The sequence below is a fragment of the Pseudovibrio exalbescens genome (assembly GCF_028737195.1).
Taxonomy (GTDB): Bacteria; Pseudomonadota; Alphaproteobacteria; order Rhizobiales; family Stappiaceae; genus Pseudovibrio; species Pseudovibrio zosterae.
In genome coordinates this window covers 269,870-292,248 of sequence record NZ_JAQZAJ010000001.1, presented here as the reverse complement: position 1 = coordinate 292,248, position 22,379 = coordinate 269,870, and the positions used below count along the sequence as shown (strand labels likewise).

Below are 22,379 nucleotides of genomic sequence, written 5' to 3'. Positions count from 1 at the left end.
GATGGTTCTCCTCAATCAGACAAACGCCTCTGCGCGTCAGCCATGGCGCGTTCCAGAGCGTTTGCAACCGCCTCTTCGACAACATTACCAATGTTCGCATCCGTAGCCGTGATATCGCCAATCTGAATTGAGATCTCAAACTTCGGCCCGGCAGTTGCAGCAGGAGCGGTTTGAGCTGGCATAGTGGGAAGAATAGGTGCTGCAGCAACTGCTGAAACTGGCGCGGCCATCGCACCGGCAACCATTCCAATTCGAGCCGCTCGGCGAATACGATCAGACATCCGCACCATGCGCTTCAAATTGTCATTGTGGGCGATATATCCGCCCTGAGTTGCATAGCGCAGCTCTGGGCCTTGCTCTCCGACCAGAAGAGGCCCGGACCGATATGAGCCACCCGTCGCTCTAGCTTGTAGCTTTCCTTCAGCGCCATCGGAAGCGCTACCAATTCCAAGGTATTTGGTTGCCCAGTCCGGCAGCATTCCTACCATCCGCGCCTTGATATCAGCCGCCATTTGACCAACCATGGACTTCATGCCGTTCCAAAGTGACTTGATGGCGTTCACACCTGCCTCAAACAGGTTGATCCCGGTAAAGGCTTCGATGACCGAGTTGATTGTGCCCGGCACACTAAGAAGCACAAGGTTCTTCCAATCGACTTCAGAAATGAACTTTCTCCAGTCAAAGGATGTCAGTTCTGACGGCCAAGAGATTGATCCAATAACCTTCTTCCAGTCGATGCGCGGGATCCAGCCTTCCCATGACACAGCGCCAACAATCTGCTGCCAGTCAATGCTGGGCAGATACTTGTCCCACCCCAATGGTTTTATGAGAAGATGCCACGCCAATTCTCCTGCCAGAACGGCCCATCCAATACCTGGGATGAGGCGAGAGCCCCATCGCAACGCAGGGATCAATAACCGCCAGGACAGTTTGGGAACGAACGACAGCCATCGGAAGCCTGTAACCAGGCTCTGCCACCCAATTTTGGGCACGAAGGAAAGCCATCTCAAAGCGGGAACGAACAGTTTCCAGCTCAGTTTGGGGATTAACAGCGCCCAACGGATTGGATTGACCAGACGCAAAGCACGGGACATCAGTCCAATCCCCCGCGCACTGGTTCTGGCACGCATTCCCATCATGAACAAGCCAAAGCGAAGACCGGCGCTCAGAGCCATCGCTGAGCCCATAAAGGTCAGTAGGCCTCCGCCAACGATCAGCAATCCTGCCAACGCCGCAATGGTAAAGCCAATGGCCTTGGTCACATTAGGGTGATCTTTAAGCCATACCCCAACGGACCTGGTGAATGCAGTCATGGATTGAACGGCTTCTCTTATTGACGGGCTGAGAGAGCCGCCGAATATGAGAGCGAGTTCTGAAACAGAAGACATGAAACCACGCCAGTCACCCATCAGGTTGTCGCCCATCTGTGTCGCAACGCGCTTGGCTTCGCCATTCACGTTTTCAAGATCAGACAACAGCGTTTCAAAAACTGCGTATCCCTTATTGTCCAATAAAGCCGCAAAAGCCGATCCGGCCTCAGCTCCAGCAATACTCTTGAAGATCTCTGCCCTTTGTCCTGAGCCCATGTGCTCAGTTGCCCGTGCAATTTCCAGAAGAACATCAGGTACCGATCGCAGGTTGCCCGCTGCATCTTTTGTTTCAACCTTCAGAGTGCGCAGAGCATCTGCCGCCCGCTTATTGGGTACTGCCAACCGGGTGTAAATGGTACGCAGCGACGTACCAGCCATTGAGCCCTGAATACCAACGTTCCCCAGCAAGCCAGCCATGGCAGCTGTTTCTTCCAAAGACACACCCAACTGTTTGGCGACAGGCGCAGCATACTTCATGCTTTCCCCAAGCATGACCAAATCCACGTTTGCTCGTGTGGTTGTAGCTGTCAGCACATCAGCCACGCGGGTCATCTGTTCCGGCTCCAGGCCAAAACCAGAAAGGATATTGGAGCTGATATCTGCCGTGCCAGCGAGGTCGGTCTTGGTGGCCTTTGCCAGGTCAAGTACATCAGACATCGACGTTTTGATTGCATTGACATCCATACCAGCCATGGCAAGAAAGCCCATACCTTGCCCGGCTTCCAAAGCACTGTAACTGGTTGTAGCACCCAACTCCCGAGCCAGCTCATTCAAGCTGCGGTAATCATTACTCCCTTTGCGAACCCGCGCCACAGCGGCCACCGCGTCCATCTGCTCTTCAAACGAGGCAAACTGCATGACGGAACCCGCAACGGGCCGAACTACTTGTCTGCCCGCTAACATAGCCCCGACACCGGCCGCCCCCACTGCAGCGCCGTGCATCAGGCGGCTGTCCCGGCGCTGGCGCTCCCGGTTAGTCAACCTGAGGATTGCTTGCTTTCGGCGTTCCAAACGCTGGTACTCGACTTGCTGTCTTCGAAGCGCTCTTGTTTGTTCATCCAGTTCTTTTGTTGCGCGGTCAACCGTTGTTACCAGCTTCTTCTCTTCCATGGACAACCGGTTAGCCTTAATACCAGCCGCCTCTAGCGCCTGCTTATTCCTCTGGGCTGTTCGTGTAGTTTGTTTGAAAGCTTTCCCAAGGCGTTCTGTATCAGACTTCGCCTTTTTGAAAGCAGTTTGAAGCTTCTTCGAAGGCTTCTCAGAAGCCTTGAGTTCGTTGCTGAAAGCCTGCAACTTTGCCTTGGCAGATACGTACTCAAGCCGGGATTGCTTGACCGCATTTCGGCCTTTCTTGAATTTTTCGATGAGCTCCTGCTTTGAGCGCGCAGCCTGCACGTCCTTGCGAGCCATGTCCGCAGCCTCACGAGCTGCGCTTTTAAAGCCTTGTCCCAAATCGCGACTATCTTTTCGCATGCCTCTCATTTGGTCGCGAAGGCGGCGACCATTGCGCGAAAACTTATCGCGCAAGGTCATGGTCATCTGGGCTTTAAGATTGTTGCTCATCCATGGCCGCCTTTCGCTCTTTCAAAATCTCGCGGGCATTGATCCAGTGCCTGTATAGGTCAGCCCAATACAAATCTTCCAGATCTCGCAGCCCCCACTGAAAGGCGGCTGTGATCTCATAGAAAATCTGGTCTAGGCTTTCTGGCCGCTCTGGTCGGGAGAGTTCGTCGTCTTGTCCGATGTCGTCTCCACCGTCTTCACCAGTCCATCCGGTTCCAGTCCATCGAAAAAACGGTTGAAGCCCGCTGTCAGTGCCATGATGTTTCCGGTTGCCATATCCTTGATCACCGAACTGGGCAGGTGCGGAGAACAGATCTTGGGCAGCACGTATGCAAGGGCTTTAATGTTGCCTTCGGCCACGTCAAATGGCGTGAAGTTACCAAGTTCACGGCCCACCGGTTCGCGCACCAATGTGATTTCGCTCACCTTGTTGCCGTTGATTGTGATTGGGCTGGCCAGCGTCACAACTTGCTTTGTCATGTTCAAACTCTTTCAGTTTAGGAGATAGAAAGGAGCGACGGGCGGCCCACGGCCGCCGGTCAAAAAGAGGGCAGTCTACGTGCGGCCTAGGGAGGTGCGGCGCGCTTCAGAGCCATCGATTTCATCGGGATAGATGATGTCGTTCAGGACATCGATCTCCAGCTCTTTTTTCCCGCCAATCTCCCATTTGTAATAGACGGGCCAGATCTCGATTTCGCCTTCCACGTCATCGTCCTGTTTCATTTCGTCGATGACTTTTGGAGATTTGACACGACCAACGACCTCTTCAACCGAAGTAAGCGTCCCGCCAAGCTCGTCATCAAAATGGCCTCGAACGAAAAGTTTCACCCCATCTATGGTTCCGGGCAACAACGCCCGGAACATCTTCATGGACAGACCCTTGGTTTTGATTGTCATCTTCAGGGTTTCGTAGCCATGGGCCGTACCGATTGGGAACCGTCTCCCTCCCGCCTTGCGTTCCTGAATGTTGCGTGAGACTTCCGGGCGTGTGATGCCTGTGACAATCCCGCCATAGTCATCCGGTCCCATCCAAAGTGTGAAGCCATCAAGCTTGTGTCCCTGTTCCATGTTTTTTCCCTCCCAGTTAGGCCGCGACCGCTGAAGAGCTGCTTACAGCAGCAGCGCGGGTAAGAAACTCTTCGTAAAGATCGGGCGTGCGATAGCCCCAAAGCTGGATTTCCCGGATGGAGGCCGCTTCCACAAACTTGAGGCGATACACCAGTTTCCCGTCAGCCATTTGCCGTGCGGAGTTCAGTTCCAGCGGAAGCTCGAACTGAAAACTGATCAAGGCACCTTGACGCACCATGGATCTCAAGAACTCTTCAGCGGTCGCCGCGATATCCTTGAGCGCCTGAATGCTGGTCGGCACATCGATGTAAGCCATCAGACCACGTTCCAGAGCATCATAAGTCTTGTCGGCTACCCGGCGACCAACAATGGTACCGCCAAGAAGCTTTTCGCTATCAAGCGTGTGGGTACCCCACAGCCGGAAGCCATCGTCCCGAATGATCGTTGTGATGTCATGTGAGTTGAGGAAGTTGGCTTCACATCCACTGTCATTGGAGCGGAAGTCCACGACACGAGCTGTCCCGTTAACAAGCGCTGGCTTGTTAGAGGCAGGCCACCAGAAACCGCGTTCCAGATCCATCTTCGACTGCATGGCTGCAGCTAGAATTGATCCGGGAAGCTGCACTTCTCCATCGGATGCGGTATCCCACTCGGAAATGTAGTTATCAACCATCATGGCACGATCCGAGCCATAGTTCTCACGTGCGAGAACAGCATCCGCAGCGGAGGTATTCGGTCCGTCAAAGAAGACGAATGAACGCAGCCGATTTGCAACGCTCACCAGTTCATTGACCACCGCATTGGCAACCCCGTCAGCAGTCGCATTTGCAAACCCTGGAGCAATCAAGAGATCAGGCTCAATGCCGACCAACGTGTTGGCGGACCGGAATGCATGGACGCCAGTTTTCTGGGTCACATCACCGATCACTGCGCTTTTTTGCTGATCGGGATCGGCAATCTCCTCAACACGCACCACCACGATTTTGCCGGATGTCTGACTGTACTGTTTCCAGATTGTCTTAAGCGCAATCGGCAAAGTGCCCGCACCGCCCAAGCTCTCCGCTTTCGTTATGTCACCAACAATCGCGACGGGAACGTTGAGCGGCCATTTATCATTATCCGCCTCTGGCGCCGTTCCGATAATGCCAATTTCCCCGGACTCGCCAACCCTGATGACAGGAACAGCCGTTGTCTTGTCGAAGGCGCGAACCCCGTGATGATAGTTAGTTGTCATGATGTCCTCTCAGGTTGGGAAGAAGCAGTTCTCTGGGGCATTTTCAAAGCGCTTTCATCTCTTGCTTTAGCGCGAAGTCAAAGGCGGGCTTTAAGGCTTCTTTTGTGTCTATGGTTCCCGCACGGATTTTGCCCTGCAGGCTACCTTCCGCTTCAAAGCAGGCCTGAACGTGTGCCAGAACCGCTTGAACGATCCTGAGCATGTCGGCATTGGTGATTTTCCGGGAAACGTTGCTCTTGAACTTGAATGTGCTGGGATCGGGACGAAGCCCCTTGTCGATCTGTGTCAGAATTGAGAGCAGCTTTGCCTGAGCCTTGTCATCGCTGTCCACTTCATCCTGTTCACCTGATGCAAGCGTAATTGGGACCCCTTGCGCTTCCACGAGCTTGCGTATGGTGCCCAGTTCTTGCAGAAGCTGGTCTGTTGTGGGCGGCGGCGGTGTAAAACTGCGTGTTAAGCCCAATTCCTCCGGATCGCCATAATCCAGAATTTCAACGGGTTCGCCTCTTTCATCGAACCACGCTTCGCCGCGATGATCGGGCACCATGTGCCATGAAGCCCCATCCCACCGAGCAGCCTGACCGGAGGAAAGAGCGGGCGGCGGCGTTTCCACGGTTCCCGCTGGCAGATGATATACCCCAGCCTCCAATGGGCTTTCATGGGCCAGGGCTTCTCGAACAAGATAGCCCCTTTCGTCGAGCTGATAGACAACTTTCGTGCTCATAATTCGCCTCAGTACTTGATGATCGGAAGATAGGCGGTGTTCACCATGCGGTTTTCATGCGCCGTGGGGACTTGTCGTGAGGCGTCCAGTTTGATTCCACGACTTTGGTTGTTGTGGCTTGCACTTTGAGCTATTCGGGAAGTGCTTCTGTTGGTGAATGTCAGAGCACCATTTTCTATTCCTTCGCCGCCATAGGCGTTTAGTCCGACATAGCTATCGATATGATACCCCCACAGTTCACCCGTAATGTTCCTGATCGCATCCCCTTGCTGGCTGCCGATCACACGCCCTGGGTCCAGCCCTTTACCAAGATCAAGCCCGCGATCTACCCGGCCTCGATCATCCGGCAGGTTGAACGTAGTTGAGCCGTTGCCGCTACCGTGTCTCGTGCCGAGGACGTTGAAAAGGTCAGAGTAAGTTGCTCTGGAAACCGCAGCACCGTTTCGGATGAGCCACCCATTAGGCGCGGACGTGCCATCATAGTGCGCGACAGTGCCGGGAGGCACGGCAGAGCCGACAAGCCCCTCCACATAGGAAATCGATTTGGTGGCCAAAGACCCCAGACCAAGCTTTTCTCGCCATGCGCTGGAGCTTGTTAAGGCCAGCACGGTGAGTGAGAACGCACTGACCTTGTTGGCATCGAGTTTCGCGCCCACAGCATTCAGGATATCCGTTGCAAAGTTGGGATTGTCTCCCAACGCGTTGGCCAGCTCATCAAGCGTATTCAAAGCCCCCGGAGCGGCGCTGATCAGATCAGCGATCAACTGATCCACCTGCGCCTTGGTGTAAACATCAAGCACACCAAGCTCATCAAGTGTGGTCGGCTTGTCTTCCAACTGGGCATAGCGGTGAGTATGGTCCCCACCAGATTTTGCGTTCAACGCCGCAATCAACCCAACGATCTGGTCCATCTGATGTGTGTGATCGCGTGGCGGCATCACCTCTGCCAGTGTTTCATGCAGCCGTTTCGGGTCGATCACCTTGCGCTCAACCGTCTCATCAGCAGCTTCCGCTTTGGTTGCCCACGGATAGGTCGAGACCACCCAGCCTTGGGTGGCATAGCCATCAAGCGGATTGACCACGAGCTGGATGGCGTCCGTGTTCGTGATCTGCAAAACAATCTGAATGGTGAGCGTGGCAGCGGAGCCATCTTCCAGCTTGGCTTTGTAGGCTTCAGGATACTTTGCAATGGCGAACAGCTTCCCATCATCAGAAAACACACCCGCTTCACGCACCCACCACCCACCGGCATTGGGCGGCACGATGGCTTCAATCACAAGCCATGCCGGATTTTGCGGATCCTGCGTGATGGAGGTGATTGGCGTCCTGTAGATCTCGTTTCTCAGAGCAGTTTCGGACCCGTCCGGATCATACACGGCTCCGCCAGCATCGCCCAAAGCCAGCTCACTCAGGGTGATTCCCTGACCACCTGTTATTGCCGCATTAAGAGCAGCAGATCCCTCATCGGTCAGACGCGTGTAAAAGAGAGGTTCGCTCATTGTTGCCTCGGATATATATGAATGGATGAACGTACCGGCCGGATCATGACTGCAGCCATGTAAGGCCCTGAACTGATAAGTTCATGAACCAGTGGAGGCCGAAGCTGAACTCTTTCGCCGGACGAGATTGCAGCTCCAATGCCGACTTTCATGTTGTTATTCAGCTGGCGCAGCGCGGCAGGCACGATGCGTGTACGGCTAAGATCAGAAACAGCCATTCCAACTGTGAGCTTGGTTGCAGCTCTGATCCCAAGCCGGAATGTAAAGTGGCGCGACAACGGCTTCGCAAGATTGACCGCATCCCAGATCCGCCGCTGCAGCCGAGCTGAAAGGTAGTCATGGGAGCTGTAAACATTACCGGCAGGATAGGCTGTCAGTTCAAACGTACCAGGAACACCGGAGCCACCTGGCTGCCACCATTCCACCAGACTTGCTTCAACCGAGATAACTGAAAGAGCCGTCTCAATCGCATGTACCGTGCCTTTAAAACGATGGATGGTGTAGCTCAGCTTGATCGCCTTGCGTTTCACCTCTTCCAGCCACTCTTCATCCCAAAAGTCCACAGAGGCCTCATAGGCAAGAAATGGCAGGAAGCGCGCAGGCGTAAGGTCCGGATTGGTCAGATCACGCAAATCCGCGATGGCCTGATCGATCTCATAAGACCAGAACGAGACTGACGCCAACCGGCGATCATGATCTGTGGCATAGCCAGGCAAGAGCGAAGAGACGTCACGCATCGATGACCTCCACATTCACTGTAAGAGAGGATGCCCAGATGATCTGGTGTTTGCCTACCAGAACATTGCCAACCGGATTTGCATCCATGTACTCAACGCCTGGGACAACAAGCGCGGCATCGAGCTTAGAGCGATAGAGGGACTTCCAGATTTTTTGACGGGTCTCCAGATAGGCCTTGCCTTGTCTCTCCGCCTGGTCTTTCACAAGATCAAGACTGGGACCGGGCAGGACATACAGTGTTGCAACAACGGGTGTCTTCAGGATCTCAGCAGCCTTGACCTCCACCCTGTCAGCAACTGGGCGTCGATCATGACCAGATACGGCCGCAGATACACGGTCCAGCAGATCCTGATGCGCCGGTTCACTCAAGTCATCAGGGGCGACATAGATTTCGACCTCGCAAGGAGCGGGTGAATAAGCACGCGCATCGCGGACCCCAGGCACACTTTTTGCCCAAAACTCATAGGCACCTTCGGGCCCGGCCACTGACCAACTTTCTGGAGCCAGACGGATGCGATCTCGGAAGTCATCATCCGTTTCCATGACAACTGGCATGTCCTGTGTGGCTTCCTGAACCACCTTTCGCACAACAGAGCGGCCGTCCCCCTTGGCGTCCAGATCTGTACCGGAAGCGCTTGCCAAAAGGGCAGCAGCTCCAGCTGTGTTGATACGTGCATAGACTTGATACGCTAGATGCGCATCTACATGCAGATGGGCGCGTACGGGCTCAAATTCGGTTTCATCTTCGAACTCAGGCCAATAATGCTCATAGGTAGCCTTGAGTTCATCAAATAGCTGAGCGTGCTCTTTTTCCTCGATGAGCTTTGGGGGAGCGACCTTGGACAGATCTATGATGTCGTCATACCGGCTCATTTGACCACCTCAATCAAAGAAATCGGCCTGCCCGTCTCACGGCTTACCGCCAGGACCTCCAACCGATTTTCACCATCTGCCACGCGTTTGGCGGCCTCCGGTTCTGAAGGTGAAGCAGGAGCAACAAGGCGAACCTCTTCCAGTTCCACACGTTGCTCATACTCATGGATGGCCGTTGCCACAGCCGCCTGAAACAAAACCCGCTGAGCTGCGTTGTGCGGGGTATCAATCAGGTCCGGCAGCTCACAGCGCAGATGTCGACGCATCACAAGATCGCCGCGCGTCTGCACGAGACGACGCATGGCCTGCGCAATGCGCGCATCGCCATAAATCGGTTTTCCTGTTTCAGCGTCGTATCCTGCCATGAGATCAAGCCTTGTTTGCTTCGTCAGGCTTGGCAGTCGTTTTGCTACTACCAGTCTTGCGGGCAGGCTTCGTGGCCTTCAAAGTCCCGTTCAGACAAAGAAACCGGGCTTGCGCTTCCGACATTTCGACGGTGTCACCAGCTTTGTGCCATTGACCGAAAATCGGAGCTTCCTTTTGGACTGCAAATGCTTCTTTCTTCATGCTCATTGTCATTCCTCACTCAATCGATTGCGAAAACCGTCGAAGATCCTTCGACGATGGGCCAGTTGCCTTTCGAGGAGCCCCCACCGACGGCGACCATGTCGCCAATACGGGCAACTTTCTTGCCACCCGTTGCACCAAGGTTGATCGTGTCGGCATTTACCGTAGCCTCAGTGCAGGTGATGGTGAGCGTGCCTGAGGAGATCTCAATCTGGACGCCACTTGGCCCCTTCAGGCACAGCGTGCCGCCCGTATTGCTGGCATGCGGATGTGCACTGGATGGAATGCAGGGAAAGAAGATGCCGTTCTCGGTTTCACCGTCCTGACAAAACAGGAATCCTTGCGCACCCACATTGGCAGGCGCGTCAATCTGCCATTCGCCGGAAGTGATGGAAGCTTGCGTAACCCGTGCGGATCTAAATCCGCTACCGTCCTCAACAACCACCTTGCCGTTTTCATAGGACGCGACTTTAACCTTGCGCACAAAATTGCCTGAGCGACGCTCCAACTCAGCGATACGAGTTTGCAGCTCTACAAGAAGGTCATTCATATCTATCCCCTCCCAAGAGCCGCAGATCTACTCGCCGCGTTACCAATGTCATTGCCCTCTGCATCGAACAGGATAAAGCTCTGCCGCCACTCAATGAGCCAGAGCGCTGACCCCAGGAGATCCACGGAAGGTGAATAAAGATTGCGTGCTGAAATACCTACCGGCCGTTGGGCCTTTGCAAGTTCAAAGCGGTTGTCATCAATCAACTCGATAAGTCTGTGCGCTGTGTCCGCGATGGAGGCCGCCTGCCCATCACGACGCCGGTAAGGCGGGACCAAAAACACACCAAGTCCAAGTTCATGAACGCTGGTCCCATCGGCAAGTTGCTTTACGGATGAAACCCGGCCAAGACCAACAAACGCACCTCCCGAATTTGGTACCTTTTCTTTCTTCAACCAAGCGTCACTGACAATGCCAGGGGCCGACTTCACAAGGCCGTTTCTAGAAAGCACGTCACTTGCACCGATCTGCGCAACGATTGCCTCCAGGATGGCGCTGTAGGAGCAAGGTTTTGTCCAGCTGCTCATGACAAAAGACCTTCCATGTAGTGAATGACAGAGCTTTCAAACTCCCGGCTGTCCTGGTCGGACGTGCCCAGATAAGGCCTTGCTGGAATGGTCACCTCGGACGCAACAATCGCTTCTGTGCCAATCATGAAGAAGAGAGAGCCGCCATCTTTAGGCTTGATGGTGCCGCCGAACTGATGAATAGCCGCGTAAACAAGGGAAGATCCCCAGCTCACCTCATCTGAACTGACAACGTGGTCGAGACTGGTGACCAGATCACCTTCATTGTGCAGCATTCCCTGGGAGCCGCTCAGGCTATCGGCATAACCTTTCGAATGCTCAGGCCAGGACGACCCGTCCGGTGCTTGTTGATCTTGTGTGATCCGTCGCTGGGTCTGGCCCACAGCCAGTGCCCCGAGTGTATCCAGAACAAACGGAACATCAGGAGAGCTCAGCCGCTCTGCGATCAGCTCCAGGCGCTTGACGCCCTGCTCGTCATAAACAAAGCCGACACCAGCCATCAGAACACCCTTTCAGGCATGACAAAAGTCACGCCGACATTGGAGGCTCTTCCGGTATCAGTACTGGCTTGTTGAATGGGCAGATCAGCCATGCCCTTTGAGATGGCTTTCAGAAAATCAACCGACGCCCTGTAGCGCGCATCGATTTCATCATCTCGGGTGTACCTGGTGTCGGCCATCAAGTGAGTGGCGATCACCAGACAGTGCTGGCGCAGTATTGGGGCGGCCAGTGGATCTTTGACAGGTGTCCCGTAACGCCGCGCCAACCAGCCATCGATCTCTGCTGATGCATCTTCAAGGGTGCGTGCAATTGCAGCAGTATCAGCCTCGCCATCTTCATTGAAGTCAGCAACAAATGAGTGGTTCCCATTGCGATCAAGCCAGTCCTGAACCGTTGCATATGCCATCTGAAAACTCATTTTGTTTGGAAAGGAGGGAGCTGCCTTGCCAGCAGCTCCCAGGGAGGATGCAGACCTTTTGCCCCGAAAGGTCTGACATCAACGAAGGCTGTCGCTAGCCTTCCAGGACCGCTTTCAGGTCCGCCTTTTCCTGATCGCTCAGTGCCTCAATGGCCTGTTCGATTTCATCAGCCTCAGGCTTCCAACCGATGGCATCTTCAAGAACGGAAACCCGCGGGGTGCCCGCTTTGGTGAACGCATCCTTGCCGCCAGGCAAAGCGAAAACAGCTTTCTGAATAGTCAAGAGGCGCGTCTCAAGGTCAGACGGCTTCAGGGCATCATGAGACAGCTCACCCACCAACTCAACGAGAAGCTCCGGATCAGCTTTGATCTGACGAAGTTGCTCATCGCTGATCTGGTCAGGAACGGTCAACTCCTTCTTCTTGCCCTGGACGAAGAACTGCCCCCCGCGCCAGTGTGTGCGGCTGGTCGCAATCGAATAAACGCTAGTAGTCATCCACGTACCCCTTGGATCGTATGTGCTCAGTCGAGCCAGGGAGAGACAAACAGCTCGGCAGTTCCCTGCCAGATGTTGTCTTCACCGTTCGCAAGCTTTTCGGCTTTCAGCAGCTTGCGAGCCTTCGCCTCGTTGCCAGGTCCTACGACCAACAAACGCGGCATGATGCCAAGAGGCTGATCCTCATCGTTCTTAAGACCACTCATGGACTGGCGAGCCAGGGAATAGTTCTCCGCTGTGAGGTCTTGCTTCGAGCAATAAGCCAACTGCCAGAAAGAAAAGCCCACATTGCCGCGTGCATCCACGCCATAAAGAAACTCGTTTCTTTTGAAGACGTGATCGGAGTTATTGGGATCGGTCTGTGCAACCATCTCGGGCTTTTTGCGGAGTTGAAAGATGATAGGCATGATGGCCTGAGACACATCCAACAAGAACCACGGGGCCTTGGAACCATCTTGAAGGTTGGATAGGGTGCGCAGATTGCCGTTCTCTTTGGAGCCAACCGGATGGTCAGTGTCAAAGAAGTTTTGGCCATCATAACATTTCTCGCTCAGGCCGAGCTTCAGAGCTGCCCAAACAAGATTGTTTTGCCACTGACCTGCCGCTTTGCCTTGCGCCTTAAAACGCGCCGCATACATGCCTACCTTGTCATCTTCGATGTCGGGCTTCTTGACGGCTACAGTACTTTCATAGGCTTTGTTCTTGATCTTGTAGCTATCACCGGAAAGTTCCTTAATCAACCGGTCTCCGACCCATTCCCGCATTGCAGGCCAGTCTTTAAGCCAACCATACTCCTGCTCTGAGGTGGTGCTTGGCACCTCAGTAGCGACTTTCTTCCAATCCATCGGCGCTTCGGCCAGACCGGATTGGAACGCCGCACTAAAGCCAACACCTAGTGTGGCAAGCGTTGAACCCGTTACTTCCATTTTACCAATCTCCTCAGGCTCGCCCATGTCGAGCCAAACACCGCTGCTGATCAGCTGCCTGTTAAACGAACTCGACGAAAACGCCGGAACTTGTCACATCACGAGCAATGCCAGCTTCTGAACGCGCATTATTGTTGTGCGAAGACGAGACGGTCTCATCATTCACCACGTAGCAAGGCTTATTGAGGTGCTGGCGCAACACAGGGTTTGCATTGTCATTGGACAAGAAGTGAAGGTCGCGGCCCCGCGAAAACACTCCCCGATGCATACCATCTGAACCGGTTCTGTTATCGATGGTCTCCTGGCAAATACCCGCAACCGTTAGGTCTGCCACTTCCTTTCCCGCCACCGCGTTTCCATCCCCATCAAGGAGGCACAACGCACCACGGCGGATGTATTCGCCGCCCTTGACAGGATGAACAACCTCATCACCTGATCGACGACTTGCTTTTCGAGACTGCTGTACCATTGATCTGCTCCTTCAGCTTGAAGCGCTGCTTAGCTTGATGCGCTCTCTCGCTGTTTCAGGTAGTCCTCCTCGGAAAGACCGAGCTGCTTGACAATCAGGCGTTCATCAGCGGACAAAGCTGCCTTGCCTTTTGATGGATCAGCCTGATCCAGCCCAGATGGTTTGGTGACGGCGGCAGATGCCCCGCCTGCAACCAGTTTATTGAAGCTGTCGAGGTCGTCTTGAGTGTTGCAACTCTTGACGTAAAACTCTTTTGAACCAGGTGCGATCTTGCCTGCCTCGACCGCCGAATTGATCGCCTTTTCAACCTCTGCCTTGAACACTTCCTTGGATGCGTTCTCAGCCTTCTCCGCGCGTTCCTTCATCAGATTGAAATCAGCAACCGGAACAAACTTCTTGGGATCTGGTGTCTGCAGAGAGTTTTGGGCCTTGGAAAAATCGTTCTTCAATGTGGCAACGGCTTCCAGAATGGAGCTGTCAGAGGCTTCATCAGCAAGGCCAAGCGTCTTGCATAGCGCCTTGCGCTGCTCATCTTTCATGGCAACGGTTCCTTTGTGTTGGTCAGGTGAAACAAAATCTTGAGGAGGCGTGAGACGAGAACTGTTGAGCGCCGTCATCTTAAGATTGGGCTGGTGCGTCAGGGCCGCCGAAACCAACTTGAGAACGCGGTGCGTCTGCAAGTCTTCCCAAAAAACAGGAGAAATGAACCGGAACTCCTTGTTGGCAATCATTTCAGAGGCACGAGTTACCCATTCCACACGGCCCCAAAGTGCCCCGTCGCGGATCTCCAGTTCCTTGATCCAGCCAGCGGCAGGTGCTCCGCTTACATTTCCCCACTCCGTTGCGTGCTCGTAGTCAACAACCAGATCAAGTTCATCTTCAAGAAAGAAGGCAACCACATCCTCAGGACGGTCATTGACGAACCACCGTCCATCCCGGCCTTCAAAGCGACCAGCAGGAACAAGTTCGATCCATGCCGGTACAACATTGTTGCCGTCCAACTGAATTTCATTGATGGTGAGGGCGAGGTGTGCATGTCTGTTCATGGGCACCACTGTGGGCCATGCAGGCACAAAAAAAGCCGGTAACAGATGTTACCAGCCCACAAAATCCACTAAATCGCACCCTTTTGTCTTACATCACCCGAAAGCGCGGGTCAAAATCAATTTCGAATGGTCTTCGAACGCCGTCGAACGCACTCGAAAAGCGCTCATGCATCCTGTTACCCAAACCCCCTGCAATGCTCTCTACGAGCTTCTGAGGCGTTTTTATCCTTCTCAAGGCCGTGGCTTGTCATAAAGAGGTGCTGCGCCTATACTAAATCTGCTGGCTGTGCAAATGGATCGGTACCCTCGAATGGTATGGAGAATAGACCCGCCCTCCCGCAGCCAGTTACCCCTCCCACCTGCCGTGTCTTTCCAAAATTGACCGATATCGCTGCTCTCCACTTCTAAAGAATGTCGAGATGTAGAGAAAACCTCCGTTGGATTTTTTTACAGCTACAACCCAGTATCGACCTTCATTCTCCATCCAGAACGTCAGACCCTGCGATCCGCCGCGATCAATTGGTGTTCCTTCTTCCAGGACCCTTTGAACCAGGGCAAACTTCTCAGTCTCTATATTGCGATGCTTCCCCACCTTTACAGCGATGGTGTCACTGGAAACCGCGACCAGCGGTGTTTTGGCCTTCAGCTTTTCAGCAAGGCCTGGAACGTAGGCCACAGGCAAATGCACACGCTCATTCATCTTTGAATAGCTCTGTGGTGTTTTGGAGCGCCAGAACTCGTCAATCACCTGCTTCGGCAGAGCAGCACTGTGTGTCCCTGCATTTTCCATCTTCAAGGACAGATTGTCTATCTGGGTCCGTGCCCGGTTCTTTCCTGGATTGCCATGCCATCCAGGGTCAATACCTTCAGGTATCCAGACACTCTCGCCCGTGCGCGGGTTAGCCCATTCTTTCATCTCGATCTCTGGTGGATCAGAAACCCCGCCATTGCGATCTGCCTCAGTATGGGAAATCTGCCGCAGCCAACACACACACCGCCATCCATTGGGCGGAAACCACACATCCCAAAACGGGTCATCAACTGGCAGTATAACGCCCGCTTTATCCGCATGATGCGGCCTGTGACGTTTTGCTGGTCCCAGTGAATAGATGAAGTAAGGCAGCGCTGCCTTGGTGCGCTGCGCCCGCTCCCAGAGCCCTGCAGCTCTCGCCGATCTGGTATTTGCCCAGTAGATTGTCTTGAGCCTGCGCGGACTTCCGAGCTGGGCCTTGATCATCTTGCCTGTTTTGGGATCAAGAACTCTCTGCTTGCCCCACCATCCCAGTTTTTGCAGGCGTGGCTCCAGATCCTTTGCCCAGGCATCGAACGGAACACCTTCACGCTGCGCCTGTTTAACCTCTGCAAAGAGCGTTGAAAGCACGTCCAGCTTGGTGGCCTTGGCTACCGTAAAGCCAAAAGCGTGCTCTCTTGGCGAGACCTCAGCCCAGTGAAACGATGGCGTCAAACCTTTTGCACCCAGAAAGGCCAAAACTTCTGGAGAGGGTTTGGTGTCAAACTGAAAATCGCTCAAAACTAACCCCGATCATCTCCCCAGGAGATCCCTTTTGACATGGCATCAGTCACTTTCTGAGCCAAAACCCGATCATCCATATCCACGGCCAAATCACTCAAGCCATCCAGGAACTCTTCATAGGAACTGGCCTGCTTTGCTAGCTCGCGAACCGGCTTCAGCAAGCCATTCATTTGCGGTCGCCACTCACTGAGTTCGTCCTGTCCTACTTCATCAAATGGATCTTCGTTATCCTCTTCCTTTTCATTGCGAGCCAGCGCCACTCTCTTGTTCGCCGTCTTTGACTTCGCTGAAGGATCTGGATCTCCAAGCACCTCAGCGCCGTCCTCTGGATCGGAAAATCCAAAACGAGAGCGAACGTCTGACATCTGTACCTTGAGACCAAGTGGAACAAGCGTGCCCAGAACGCTGGCCATGCGTTCAAGGTCTTCGGCTTCTTGCACGTCTATGCGCACGCTTGGATAGGCAAGTTGACGGCCAAAGTTCAAGTCCACGAACGGTCTCACCACATCCCGGTTCAAGGTGTTGGCAAGTTGGCGGGCATCAGATTTCTGGATATCTTCGCGAACATCATTGTGGACCATCGCCTGCGCCTGGCTGGACCCATCATCTGTGGTCATGGTCTGACCAAGCACACCCTTTGAAACCTGTTTGTCCAGATACTCCGAGAACCGTTCAAACAGACTGTCACCACCACGGCTGGTGTTGGTGATGAACTCGATATCCATCTCCTTCGGGATGATCCCGGCTGCATCATTGGCTATGCCGATGACTGCCCTTAAAAGCTTGGCCTTGTCCTCATCTGAGGCGCTCTTGTCGAACTTCCCCACTCGAAGCGGCATTCCAAACACTTCATTGTAAGCAGCCCAGCCACGTAGCGTGTAGCCTTTCAGCAAATAGGACCAGCTTGCGACCCGCGCCAGTCCAGTACGGATCTGCATGCCGCTCTTGAGCTTGGGCATGTGAGTGATGAACTTGCCAAACGCCAGATCCTCACCTTCCATTGAGCTGTCAAGTTTGAGCTGCAAGGTTCTGCGCCGCGTTGGATGAAACCTGAATAGTCGGGGATCTCGCCAGATGAACTCCCGTGGCATCCATTCCTCGGAGGTTGTGTCCCAGATCATCTCGATAGCCGCACTGCCTTTTCCGAGCGCATCAAGAGCATCATCCAGCATGTCGATGAAATCGGGCTGTTCAACCATTCGGCGCACGGCATCGGCAATCTCAAGATCCCTTGCCGTGTCGCTTCCCGCTTTCACCGTCAAGGCCAAACTGGATACGGCACGCTTGCGACTGGACAAAACCGCCGAGTAATGAGCATCGTGCTCCTCCATCACTTCAGCCAGTTTGTAAAACTCATCCGGCTGGCTCGCATCAGCTGCCTCAAGGATGCGCTTTAGCCGCAAGGGTGTCAGCTCGGTTGTAAAGGCATCGCCAAACTTGTTGCTGATCTTGCGCACAGTAGCAGAGCTTTCGTCGCTCAGGTCCTTTTTTGCAACTTTGATCGGGTTGCCATATCGGTCCAAAATAACAGATCTTTCCACTACCACAGCCCCTTCAGCTTTCCGAAAACGCTTCCACGAGAGAAGATGTTGGCACCGCCAACGCCCTCCTCATCCTTGGGAGGTTTCATGGTGTCACGGGCAAGTGTGCCGGCGCTCACATAGTCATACTCGGCAATATCCTGCCTGCTGATCCAGTAGCCAAGCACGGAAGCAATGGCATAGTCACCATGGCGCGTGTTGCCATCTGTTCCCTTGAAACGAAAACCATCTGGCACCTTGATGATGCCATTCACATAGGCCAGAGCCTGATGATCCTTCACGATGTCAGGGTGAGCAGGCAGGATCAGCGATCTGTTGGAGCCAAATGCCTCTATGTAAGGTGGCATATTTTCCTGATACCAACTCTGCGAAAAGTGTACTTCACGAATGGAAGATCCAAACCTCTGAACCGCTTTTTCTGCCAGATAGGCCCCGTTGCCGGTGGCATCAAACGCTCCACCTGAGAACCGTGGCAGATGATTGATAATGAACTCCATCACTTCGCGTTGCTCATCAAACGGCACATTGCGCAGTTCAACGACTAGTCGGGTTCGTCGTTCAAGGGTGCGTTCAATGGACTTCACATCAATGGCAGATGCATCCCCTTTACGGGCAAAATCCTGCGCATAGACATGCTGCAATTCCTTTGGCAGTCTCTCCAGAACCGGCAGCAACTTATCCTGCAAGAACTTCTGCAAGATCTCGCTGCGCTTGGCGTGAGGCAGATCCCGAAAATCATCCTCCACCTGCCAGCGAATATAGGGAATACCTTTTTCCATGCAGGCTTCGATCTGGACGCGGCTTAGTGCCTGACCTTCACTTTCAGCCGGGATGGCATCCAGCTCCTGACGCATGGCCGCCTTGCGAGACCCATAGGCAGAGCGGATCTTGTCCTCCCATTTGGCCTGCGCCTCTTCAGACCAGACTTCACCCTTGATCAGGCAGACCCGTTTAAACAGACCATTATCAACGGCCTTCGAAAACGGAATGCGATGAATGGACCAGGTATCAATGCCCTTGGCTTTGTCAGTCTGCGCTTCCCGGATAAGTTCGTTGAAGGCATTAAGAACGCCGTTGTGGGTGGATATGATCCGGATCTTGCCGCCCCAGATCAGGAGCGCATTCACCGCATCAATGACCTCGCGCACGTCCTTGTGGAAGGCCGCCTCGTCAATGACCACGATGCCCTGCAGACCACGGATGTTCTCAGGACGTGAGGAGAGTGCCTCTACGCGGTAGCCAGAGGAAAATCGAGCCACATAAGAGGAAATCTTGCGGGTGTTGCCGTCTTCATCAATATCCTCAAAGAAGCTTTCTTCTATGCCCACCATTTCCTTGGAAACCGTCTTGGCAAAATGCGCCACATAGCCAATGAACTCGCGGCCCTTGTCTTTGGTGTCACCAATGTAAAAAACATTATCGCCACCAGCCTCACGGGCGCTGGCAGCAATCAGTGCATCGTCCAGCGCTTCTGCAAAGGTTATGCCTGTCCGGCGCCCTTTTTCTGCAATCTTCAGATCACTGTCATCTTCAAGCCACTCTTTCTGATGGTCCATGAGGATGCCATCGGCAAACGGGTCCAGATCCTGAGGGATCTCAGCCCCGCGTGTGAACTCTGGCCCTGGCTTGGATGGATCTCTGGACAGGATTGGGGACCCAGCCACCTGTTCCGGGTTTTGCTGCGGACTGATCATGTGCGTAACCCCAAGAACTCGCCACGCAGCTTCTTCACCTGGTCAGAGGTCAAACCAGCCACCTTGGCTGTTTGCTCCAGAGCCTGATCGGTCTTCTTCTCAAACTCTTTTTCGATCTCTTTCCGGCGCCGGGTTGATACGGCTTGCGCCTGGACGGCGGAACGCAACGCGCTTGCCAATTCCATGGCCGCCTTGGGTGAAATCCCCGCTTCCCCAGCGCTGGTCAGAATCTCAAACACCAGCGTCTTGACCGCCTGACTTGCCATGATGGTCAGATCATCCACGGCATCTGCTTTCATCTGGCCTGCCAAGGATTTGGCAATGGACTGGCTTTCTTTCATTCGCCGCTGCATGGTGGCAAGCTTCACTGCATGGCGATTAAATGCGCTTTTGCTGATAGGTTGAATGGTGGGATCAATCGCAATCAGCTTTCCATTGAACTCTTCAAGAATTTCCTGCTGAGTGCGGTCCCTGTTCGCTAGCTCCGCCGCCGCCCAATCCACCAGGCTAGAGGCTTCTGGCGGCAACAGGTCCAAAGAGGAAAGCCGCCCACGTCCTTTGCGCTTTCCCATGGCTCATACCTCAGGGCTCGGGCGTTTGATCCCTTCAAGTCGCGCTCTACGCTCCACATGGTCCCGGCCTGCACTGGTCAGCGTTGCCACCAGAATGCTGCCTGCCTCCGTGAGCTTCACCGCCTGAACATTGCGCTCCATCCAGCGCAGTTGATTGTGAATGTAAGAACGGCTCTCGGTATGACCGTAACTCTCCAACAACGCTTGAAGAATGGAAGAGTTCAAGGCGTAATCGTCTTGCTCATGCAGTGCTTTCAAGATGATCAGACGGACATCTTGGTTGACGTGTTCCTGGTACTCCATCATGCGCTCTTATTCTGTCTGAGGTAATCATCAATGCCTTCGGTAAGGTGACGAAGTGAGCGAATGCTCTCATTCATCGCCTTCACCGATCCACCCATTTCCATCATGTTGAGTTCCAACTGATGGACTTGCTCCTTGCTGGGAAGGTGCTCCAGTTCACGGGCCAAAGACTTAACACTGGCCTCTGTCTCCGAAACACGATCCTGCAACTCTTCCAGTTTTGTCGAATTGTCCTTGGAGCGATGGGACAACAGGCTCCAGGCGGTACCAGTAAGAGAGACCACGCCCAACACAATGCCGATCCAGATCTTCAGCTCTTCGGCGCTCATCGTGCGGCCTCCAGTTCCCTCTGGCAGTCAATGCAACGCGTTGCATGGGGATTTGCAACACGCCTGGAGAGGCCTATTGGCTCATCGCAGTCGATGCAGATCTCGCGTCCTTCTAAACTGTGTTTGCTTTGGATCGCAGCAACGCCTGCATCCCGTTCTCGCTCCGCCAGCATATTGGCACGGTCAACGTCATCGAAACTCATCGACCATTCCTGCCAAATCTTGAATGGAGGTAGCCTCGGCCCAACTTTTCCAACGGCCGCGCCATGAAGTAGGCCGCAATAATCCATCCCGCCCACTCATCCAAAGGAGAGGGTAGTGCTGCGACACTCCAACTGAACTTAAAAATGGAATCCAGAATGACCGCGAACCACCACGCAATCAAAGGCCATGCAAATGCCGGGCGTATCATCGCTGTAAGCCACCAGCCTTGCTCGGCAAGCACAATATCTCGTGCTGACTGCTGAGCGGCAATCTCAGCTCGGATTTGTTCAATCGTAATTTGAGCCTTGATCCGCTGACGATCTGTTTGGGTATCCGCTTTGCGCTCCAAATGGGCCAGAACAGTATCAACCGTCTTACCACCCAGTGAGCTCAAAACCTTGATTGCAATGGAGACAAGAACGCTCATGCGACATGCCTCCAAGTCTTTGCATCCCACAGACGCCGTTGCTTGATCTTCCAGGCCAGGTAGACAACAACCCCACCTACCGCAGCTAGCGCCAGCCACTTATTCGTGCCCACAAGCGACAAGAATGGTTCCACTGCTTCCTGAACCTGAGCCATCAGGTTCTTGAACAGGGAAAGTCGTTCAATCAACGGAAGGTTTGAGAACAAGTCACCGGCTTGCGACAGTACGCCAACTCCAACGGCGCTGCCGCCCAGGACCGTCATCCGATCAGCCTGTTTAATGGTTTGAGACCCTTTCTTGCGCAGATCTCCTATTGTCAGGCTTTCCCGAGCAACCTTGACAGGCATGCTGTCAGGATTGGCAGCCAGCAAGGCCTGATGGGTTTCACGGCCGACGCGTCCATCAACATCCAGTCCATTGTCAGCTTGAAATGCCAGAACAGCACGGCGCGTTCCCGTTCCAAAATCGCCGTCGATACGACAATGATAACCAAGCTCACACAAACGCTCCTGAAGTGCCCGGACTTGGTAGCCTTGTGACCCCAACCGCAGCAGATCAAAATACCGACTGGCCCTGAACTCGAACAAATCATCGCCCGTCAGCATGTGATACTCTGCGCGGATCAAGCTGGAATAGCGTTCAACCTGCCCAGGGCCGTTGTAAACCCTTACCACAGCCTCAACATCAAGTCGGCGGATATCATCAGAAAGACCAGAGTTGATCAGGAAACTGAAGAAAGCATGATCCTGCGCCTCTTCAGAAGAAGCCATGGCGCGTACAAAGTCTTGCACCCGGTCATAGCCGCACATCTTATGATTGAAGCCCATGATCTGGGCTTTGCCGTAAGAACACGCCTTTAAAGCCGCGTCCTCGTGCAGCGCAGCCATCTCTTTGAGGCGATCCCAGCGAAGGTCAGATCCATTCCCACCAAGACCTTTGTAATTTGATCTGGACCATTTAGGCCGTGCAAGACCGGCTCGTTTGGCTTGGGTGCGAAGGTGTTCAGGCAGTTCCCGCCAGAAAACATGCTTTTCCGGCAATATGAGCATCCGACCCAAACTGTCAGACGCAGCCCCTCGGCTTTCAACATTAAGGATCGCAAGCAAGAAGAACTCATTAAAGCCATGTTCCCGAGCAAACGCGGAAATGCCATTTTCTGAGGGCGTGACCAAAGTCTCGCGTAGATGGTCAACAAAGCTGGTCATG

27 protein-coding genes are annotated in these 22,379 nt (G+C 53.9%); all 27 read right to left on the bottom strand.

Going from position 1 to position 22,379, the window contains the following annotated elements; translation table 11 throughout:
* Window positions 1-11 precede the first annotated feature (11 nt).
* Window positions 12-2,933 carry a phage tail tape measure protein gene (locus PUV47_RS01465; protein WP_274216674.1) on the bottom strand — a complete coding sequence of 974 codons (2,922 nt, stop codon included), beginning with the start codon at window positions 2,931-2,933 and terminating at the stop codon, window positions 12-14.
* 132 nt (window positions 2,934-3,065) lie between these two features.
* Entirely contained in the window at window positions 3,066-3,413 is a 348-nt protein-coding gene (locus PUV47_RS01460; protein ID WP_274216673.1) for a phage tail assembly protein, read from the bottom strand.
* A 75-nt stretch (window positions 3,414-3,488) separates the two neighbouring features.
* Window positions 3,489-4,001 (bottom strand): phage major tail tube protein, encoded by a 513-nt coding sequence (locus tag PUV47_RS01455; protein ID WP_274216672.1) that lies wholly within the window; start codon window positions 3,999-4,001, stop codon window positions 3,489-3,491.
* A 16-nt stretch (window positions 4,002-4,017) separates the two neighbouring features.
* Window positions 4,018-5,235, bottom strand: a complete 1,218-nt coding sequence (locus PUV47_RS01450) for a phage tail sheath subtilisin-like domain-containing protein (RefSeq protein WP_274216671.1) — start codon at window positions 5,233-5,235, stop codon at window positions 4,018-4,020.
* A 43-nt stretch (window positions 5,236-5,278) separates the two neighbouring features.
* Window positions 5,279-5,959, bottom strand: a complete 681-nt coding sequence (locus PUV47_RS01445) for a DUF4376 domain-containing protein (protein ID WP_274216670.1) — start codon at window positions 5,957-5,959, stop codon at window positions 5,279-5,281.
* Between the two features lie 8 nt (window positions 5,960-5,967).
* Window positions 5,968-7,458: a phage tail protein gene (locus PUV47_RS01440; protein ID WP_274216669.1), complete on the bottom strand. Its 1,491-nt coding sequence runs from the start codon at window positions 7,456-7,458 to the stop codon at window positions 5,968-5,970.
* Window positions 7,455-8,195 (bottom strand): phage tail protein I, encoded by a 741-nt coding sequence (locus tag PUV47_RS01435; protein ID WP_274216668.1) that lies wholly within the window; start codon window positions 8,193-8,195, stop codon window positions 7,455-7,457. Before PUV47_RS01435 ends, PUV47_RS01440 begins: the two co-directional genes overlap by 4 nt.
* Window positions 8,188-9,069 (bottom strand): baseplate assembly protein, encoded by an 882-nt coding sequence (locus PUV47_RS01430; RefSeq protein ID WP_274216667.1) that lies wholly within the window; start codon window positions 9,067-9,069, stop codon window positions 8,188-8,190. Before PUV47_RS01430 ends, PUV47_RS01435 begins: the two co-directional genes overlap by 8 nt.
* The gene (locus PUV47_RS01425) at window positions 9,066-9,434 is read right to left on the bottom strand and encodes a GPW/gp25 family protein (protein ID WP_274216666.1); all 369 of its coding nucleotides are present in this window, start codon (window positions 9,432-9,434) and stop codon (window positions 9,066-9,068) included. Before PUV47_RS01425 ends, PUV47_RS01430 begins: the two co-directional genes overlap by 4 nt.
* Window positions 9,435-9,438: 4 nt before the next feature.
* Window positions 9,439-9,642, bottom strand: a complete 204-nt coding sequence (locus PUV47_RS01420) for a hypothetical protein (RefSeq protein ID WP_274216665.1) — start codon at window positions 9,640-9,642, stop codon at window positions 9,439-9,441.
* Between the two features lie 13 nt (window positions 9,643-9,655).
* Window positions 9,656-10,186, bottom strand: a complete 531-nt coding sequence (locus PUV47_RS01415) for a hypothetical protein (RefSeq protein WP_274216664.1) — start codon at window positions 10,184-10,186, stop codon at window positions 9,656-9,658.
* A 2-nt stretch (window positions 10,187-10,188) separates the two neighbouring features.
* On the bottom strand, window positions 10,189-10,713 hold the full coding sequence (locus PUV47_RS01410; RefSeq protein ID WP_274216663.1) for a hypothetical protein: 525 nt from the start codon (window positions 10,711-10,713) through the stop codon (window positions 10,189-10,191).
* Window positions 10,710-11,213 carry a phage virion morphogenesis protein gene (locus tag PUV47_RS01405; RefSeq protein WP_274216662.1) on the bottom strand — a complete coding sequence of 168 codons (504 nt, stop codon included), beginning with the start codon at window positions 11,211-11,213 and terminating at the stop codon, window positions 10,710-10,712. The genes PUV47_RS01410 and PUV47_RS01405 overlap by 4 nt, the downstream gene beginning before the upstream one ends.
* The gene (locus PUV47_RS01400) at window positions 11,213-11,620 is read right to left on the bottom strand and encodes a phage protein Gp36 family protein (RefSeq protein WP_274216661.1); all 408 of its coding nucleotides are present in this window, start codon (window positions 11,618-11,620) and stop codon (window positions 11,213-11,215) included. The genes PUV47_RS01405 and PUV47_RS01400 overlap by 1 nt, the downstream gene beginning before the upstream one ends.
* A 106-nt stretch (window positions 11,621-11,726) precedes the next feature.
* Window positions 11,727-12,128 carry a hypothetical protein gene (locus PUV47_RS01395; RefSeq protein ID WP_274216660.1) on the bottom strand — a complete coding sequence of 134 codons (402 nt, stop codon included), beginning with the start codon at window positions 12,126-12,128 and terminating at the stop codon, window positions 11,727-11,729.
* 26 nt (window positions 12,129-12,154) lie between these two features.
* Window positions 12,155-13,054 carry a Mu-like prophage major head subunit gpT family protein gene (locus PUV47_RS01390; RefSeq protein ID WP_274216659.1) on the bottom strand — a complete coding sequence of 300 codons (900 nt, stop codon included), beginning with the start codon at window positions 13,052-13,054 and terminating at the stop codon, window positions 12,155-12,157.
* A 61-nt stretch (window positions 13,055-13,115) separates the two neighbouring features.
* Complete coding sequence (locus PUV47_RS01385) at window positions 13,116-13,523, bottom strand: hypothetical protein (RefSeq protein WP_274216658.1); 408 nt, start codon at window positions 13,521-13,523, stop codon at window positions 13,116-13,118.
* A gap of 29 nt (window positions 13,524-13,552) precedes the next feature.
* Window positions 13,553-14,569: a phage protease gene (locus PUV47_RS01380; RefSeq protein WP_274216657.1), complete on the bottom strand. Its 1,017-nt coding sequence runs from the start codon at window positions 14,567-14,569 to the stop codon at window positions 13,553-13,555.
* A 346-nt stretch (window positions 14,570-14,915) separates the two neighbouring features.
* Window positions 14,916-16,100 (bottom strand): phage minor head protein, encoded by a 1,185-nt coding sequence (locus tag PUV47_RS01375; RefSeq protein WP_274216656.1) that lies wholly within the window; start codon window positions 16,098-16,100, stop codon window positions 14,916-14,918.
* Window positions 16,101-16,102: 2 nt separating this feature from the next.
* Complete coding sequence (locus tag PUV47_RS01370; protein WP_274216655.1) at window positions 16,103-17,644, bottom strand: DUF935 domain-containing protein; 1,542 nt, start codon at window positions 17,642-17,644, stop codon at window positions 16,103-16,105.
* On the bottom strand, window positions 17,644-19,338 hold the full coding sequence (locus PUV47_RS01365; protein ID WP_274216654.1) for a hypothetical protein: 1,695 nt from the start codon (window positions 19,336-19,338) through the stop codon (window positions 17,644-17,646). The genes PUV47_RS01370 and PUV47_RS01365 overlap by 1 nt, the downstream gene beginning before the upstream one ends.
* Window positions 19,335-19,910 carry a DUF3486 family protein gene (locus PUV47_RS01360; RefSeq protein WP_274216653.1) on the bottom strand — a complete coding sequence of 192 codons (576 nt, stop codon included), beginning with the start codon at window positions 19,908-19,910 and terminating at the stop codon, window positions 19,335-19,337. Before PUV47_RS01360 ends, PUV47_RS01365 begins: the two co-directional genes overlap by 4 nt.
* A gap of 3 nt (window positions 19,911-19,913) precedes the next feature.
* Window positions 19,914-20,213, bottom strand: a complete 300-nt coding sequence (locus PUV47_RS01355; protein WP_274216652.1) for a hypothetical protein — start codon at window positions 20,211-20,213, stop codon at window positions 19,914-19,916.
* On the bottom strand, window positions 20,213-20,542 hold the full coding sequence (locus PUV47_RS01350; protein WP_274216651.1) for a DUF2730 family protein: 330 nt from the start codon (window positions 20,540-20,542) through the stop codon (window positions 20,213-20,215). The genes PUV47_RS01355 and PUV47_RS01350 overlap by 1 nt, the downstream gene beginning before the upstream one ends.
* The gene (locus PUV47_RS01345) at window positions 20,539-20,745 is read right to left on the bottom strand and encodes a TraR/DksA C4-type zinc finger protein (RefSeq protein WP_274216650.1); all 207 of its coding nucleotides are present in this window, start codon (window positions 20,743-20,745) and stop codon (window positions 20,539-20,541) included. The genes PUV47_RS01350 and PUV47_RS01345 overlap by 4 nt, the downstream gene beginning before the upstream one ends.
* Window positions 20,742-21,173 (bottom strand): 3TM-type holin, encoded by a 432-nt coding sequence (locus PUV47_RS01340; RefSeq protein WP_274216649.1) that lies wholly within the window; start codon window positions 21,171-21,173, stop codon window positions 20,742-20,744. Before PUV47_RS01340 ends, PUV47_RS01345 begins: the two co-directional genes overlap by 4 nt.
* The gene (locus tag PUV47_RS01335) at window positions 21,170-22,378 is read right to left on the bottom strand and encodes an N-acetylmuramidase domain-containing protein (RefSeq protein WP_274216648.1); all 1,209 of its coding nucleotides are present in this window, start codon (window positions 22,376-22,378) and stop codon (window positions 21,170-21,172) included. Before PUV47_RS01335 ends, PUV47_RS01340 begins: the two co-directional genes overlap by 4 nt.
* Window position 22,379: the final 1 nt, after the last annotated feature.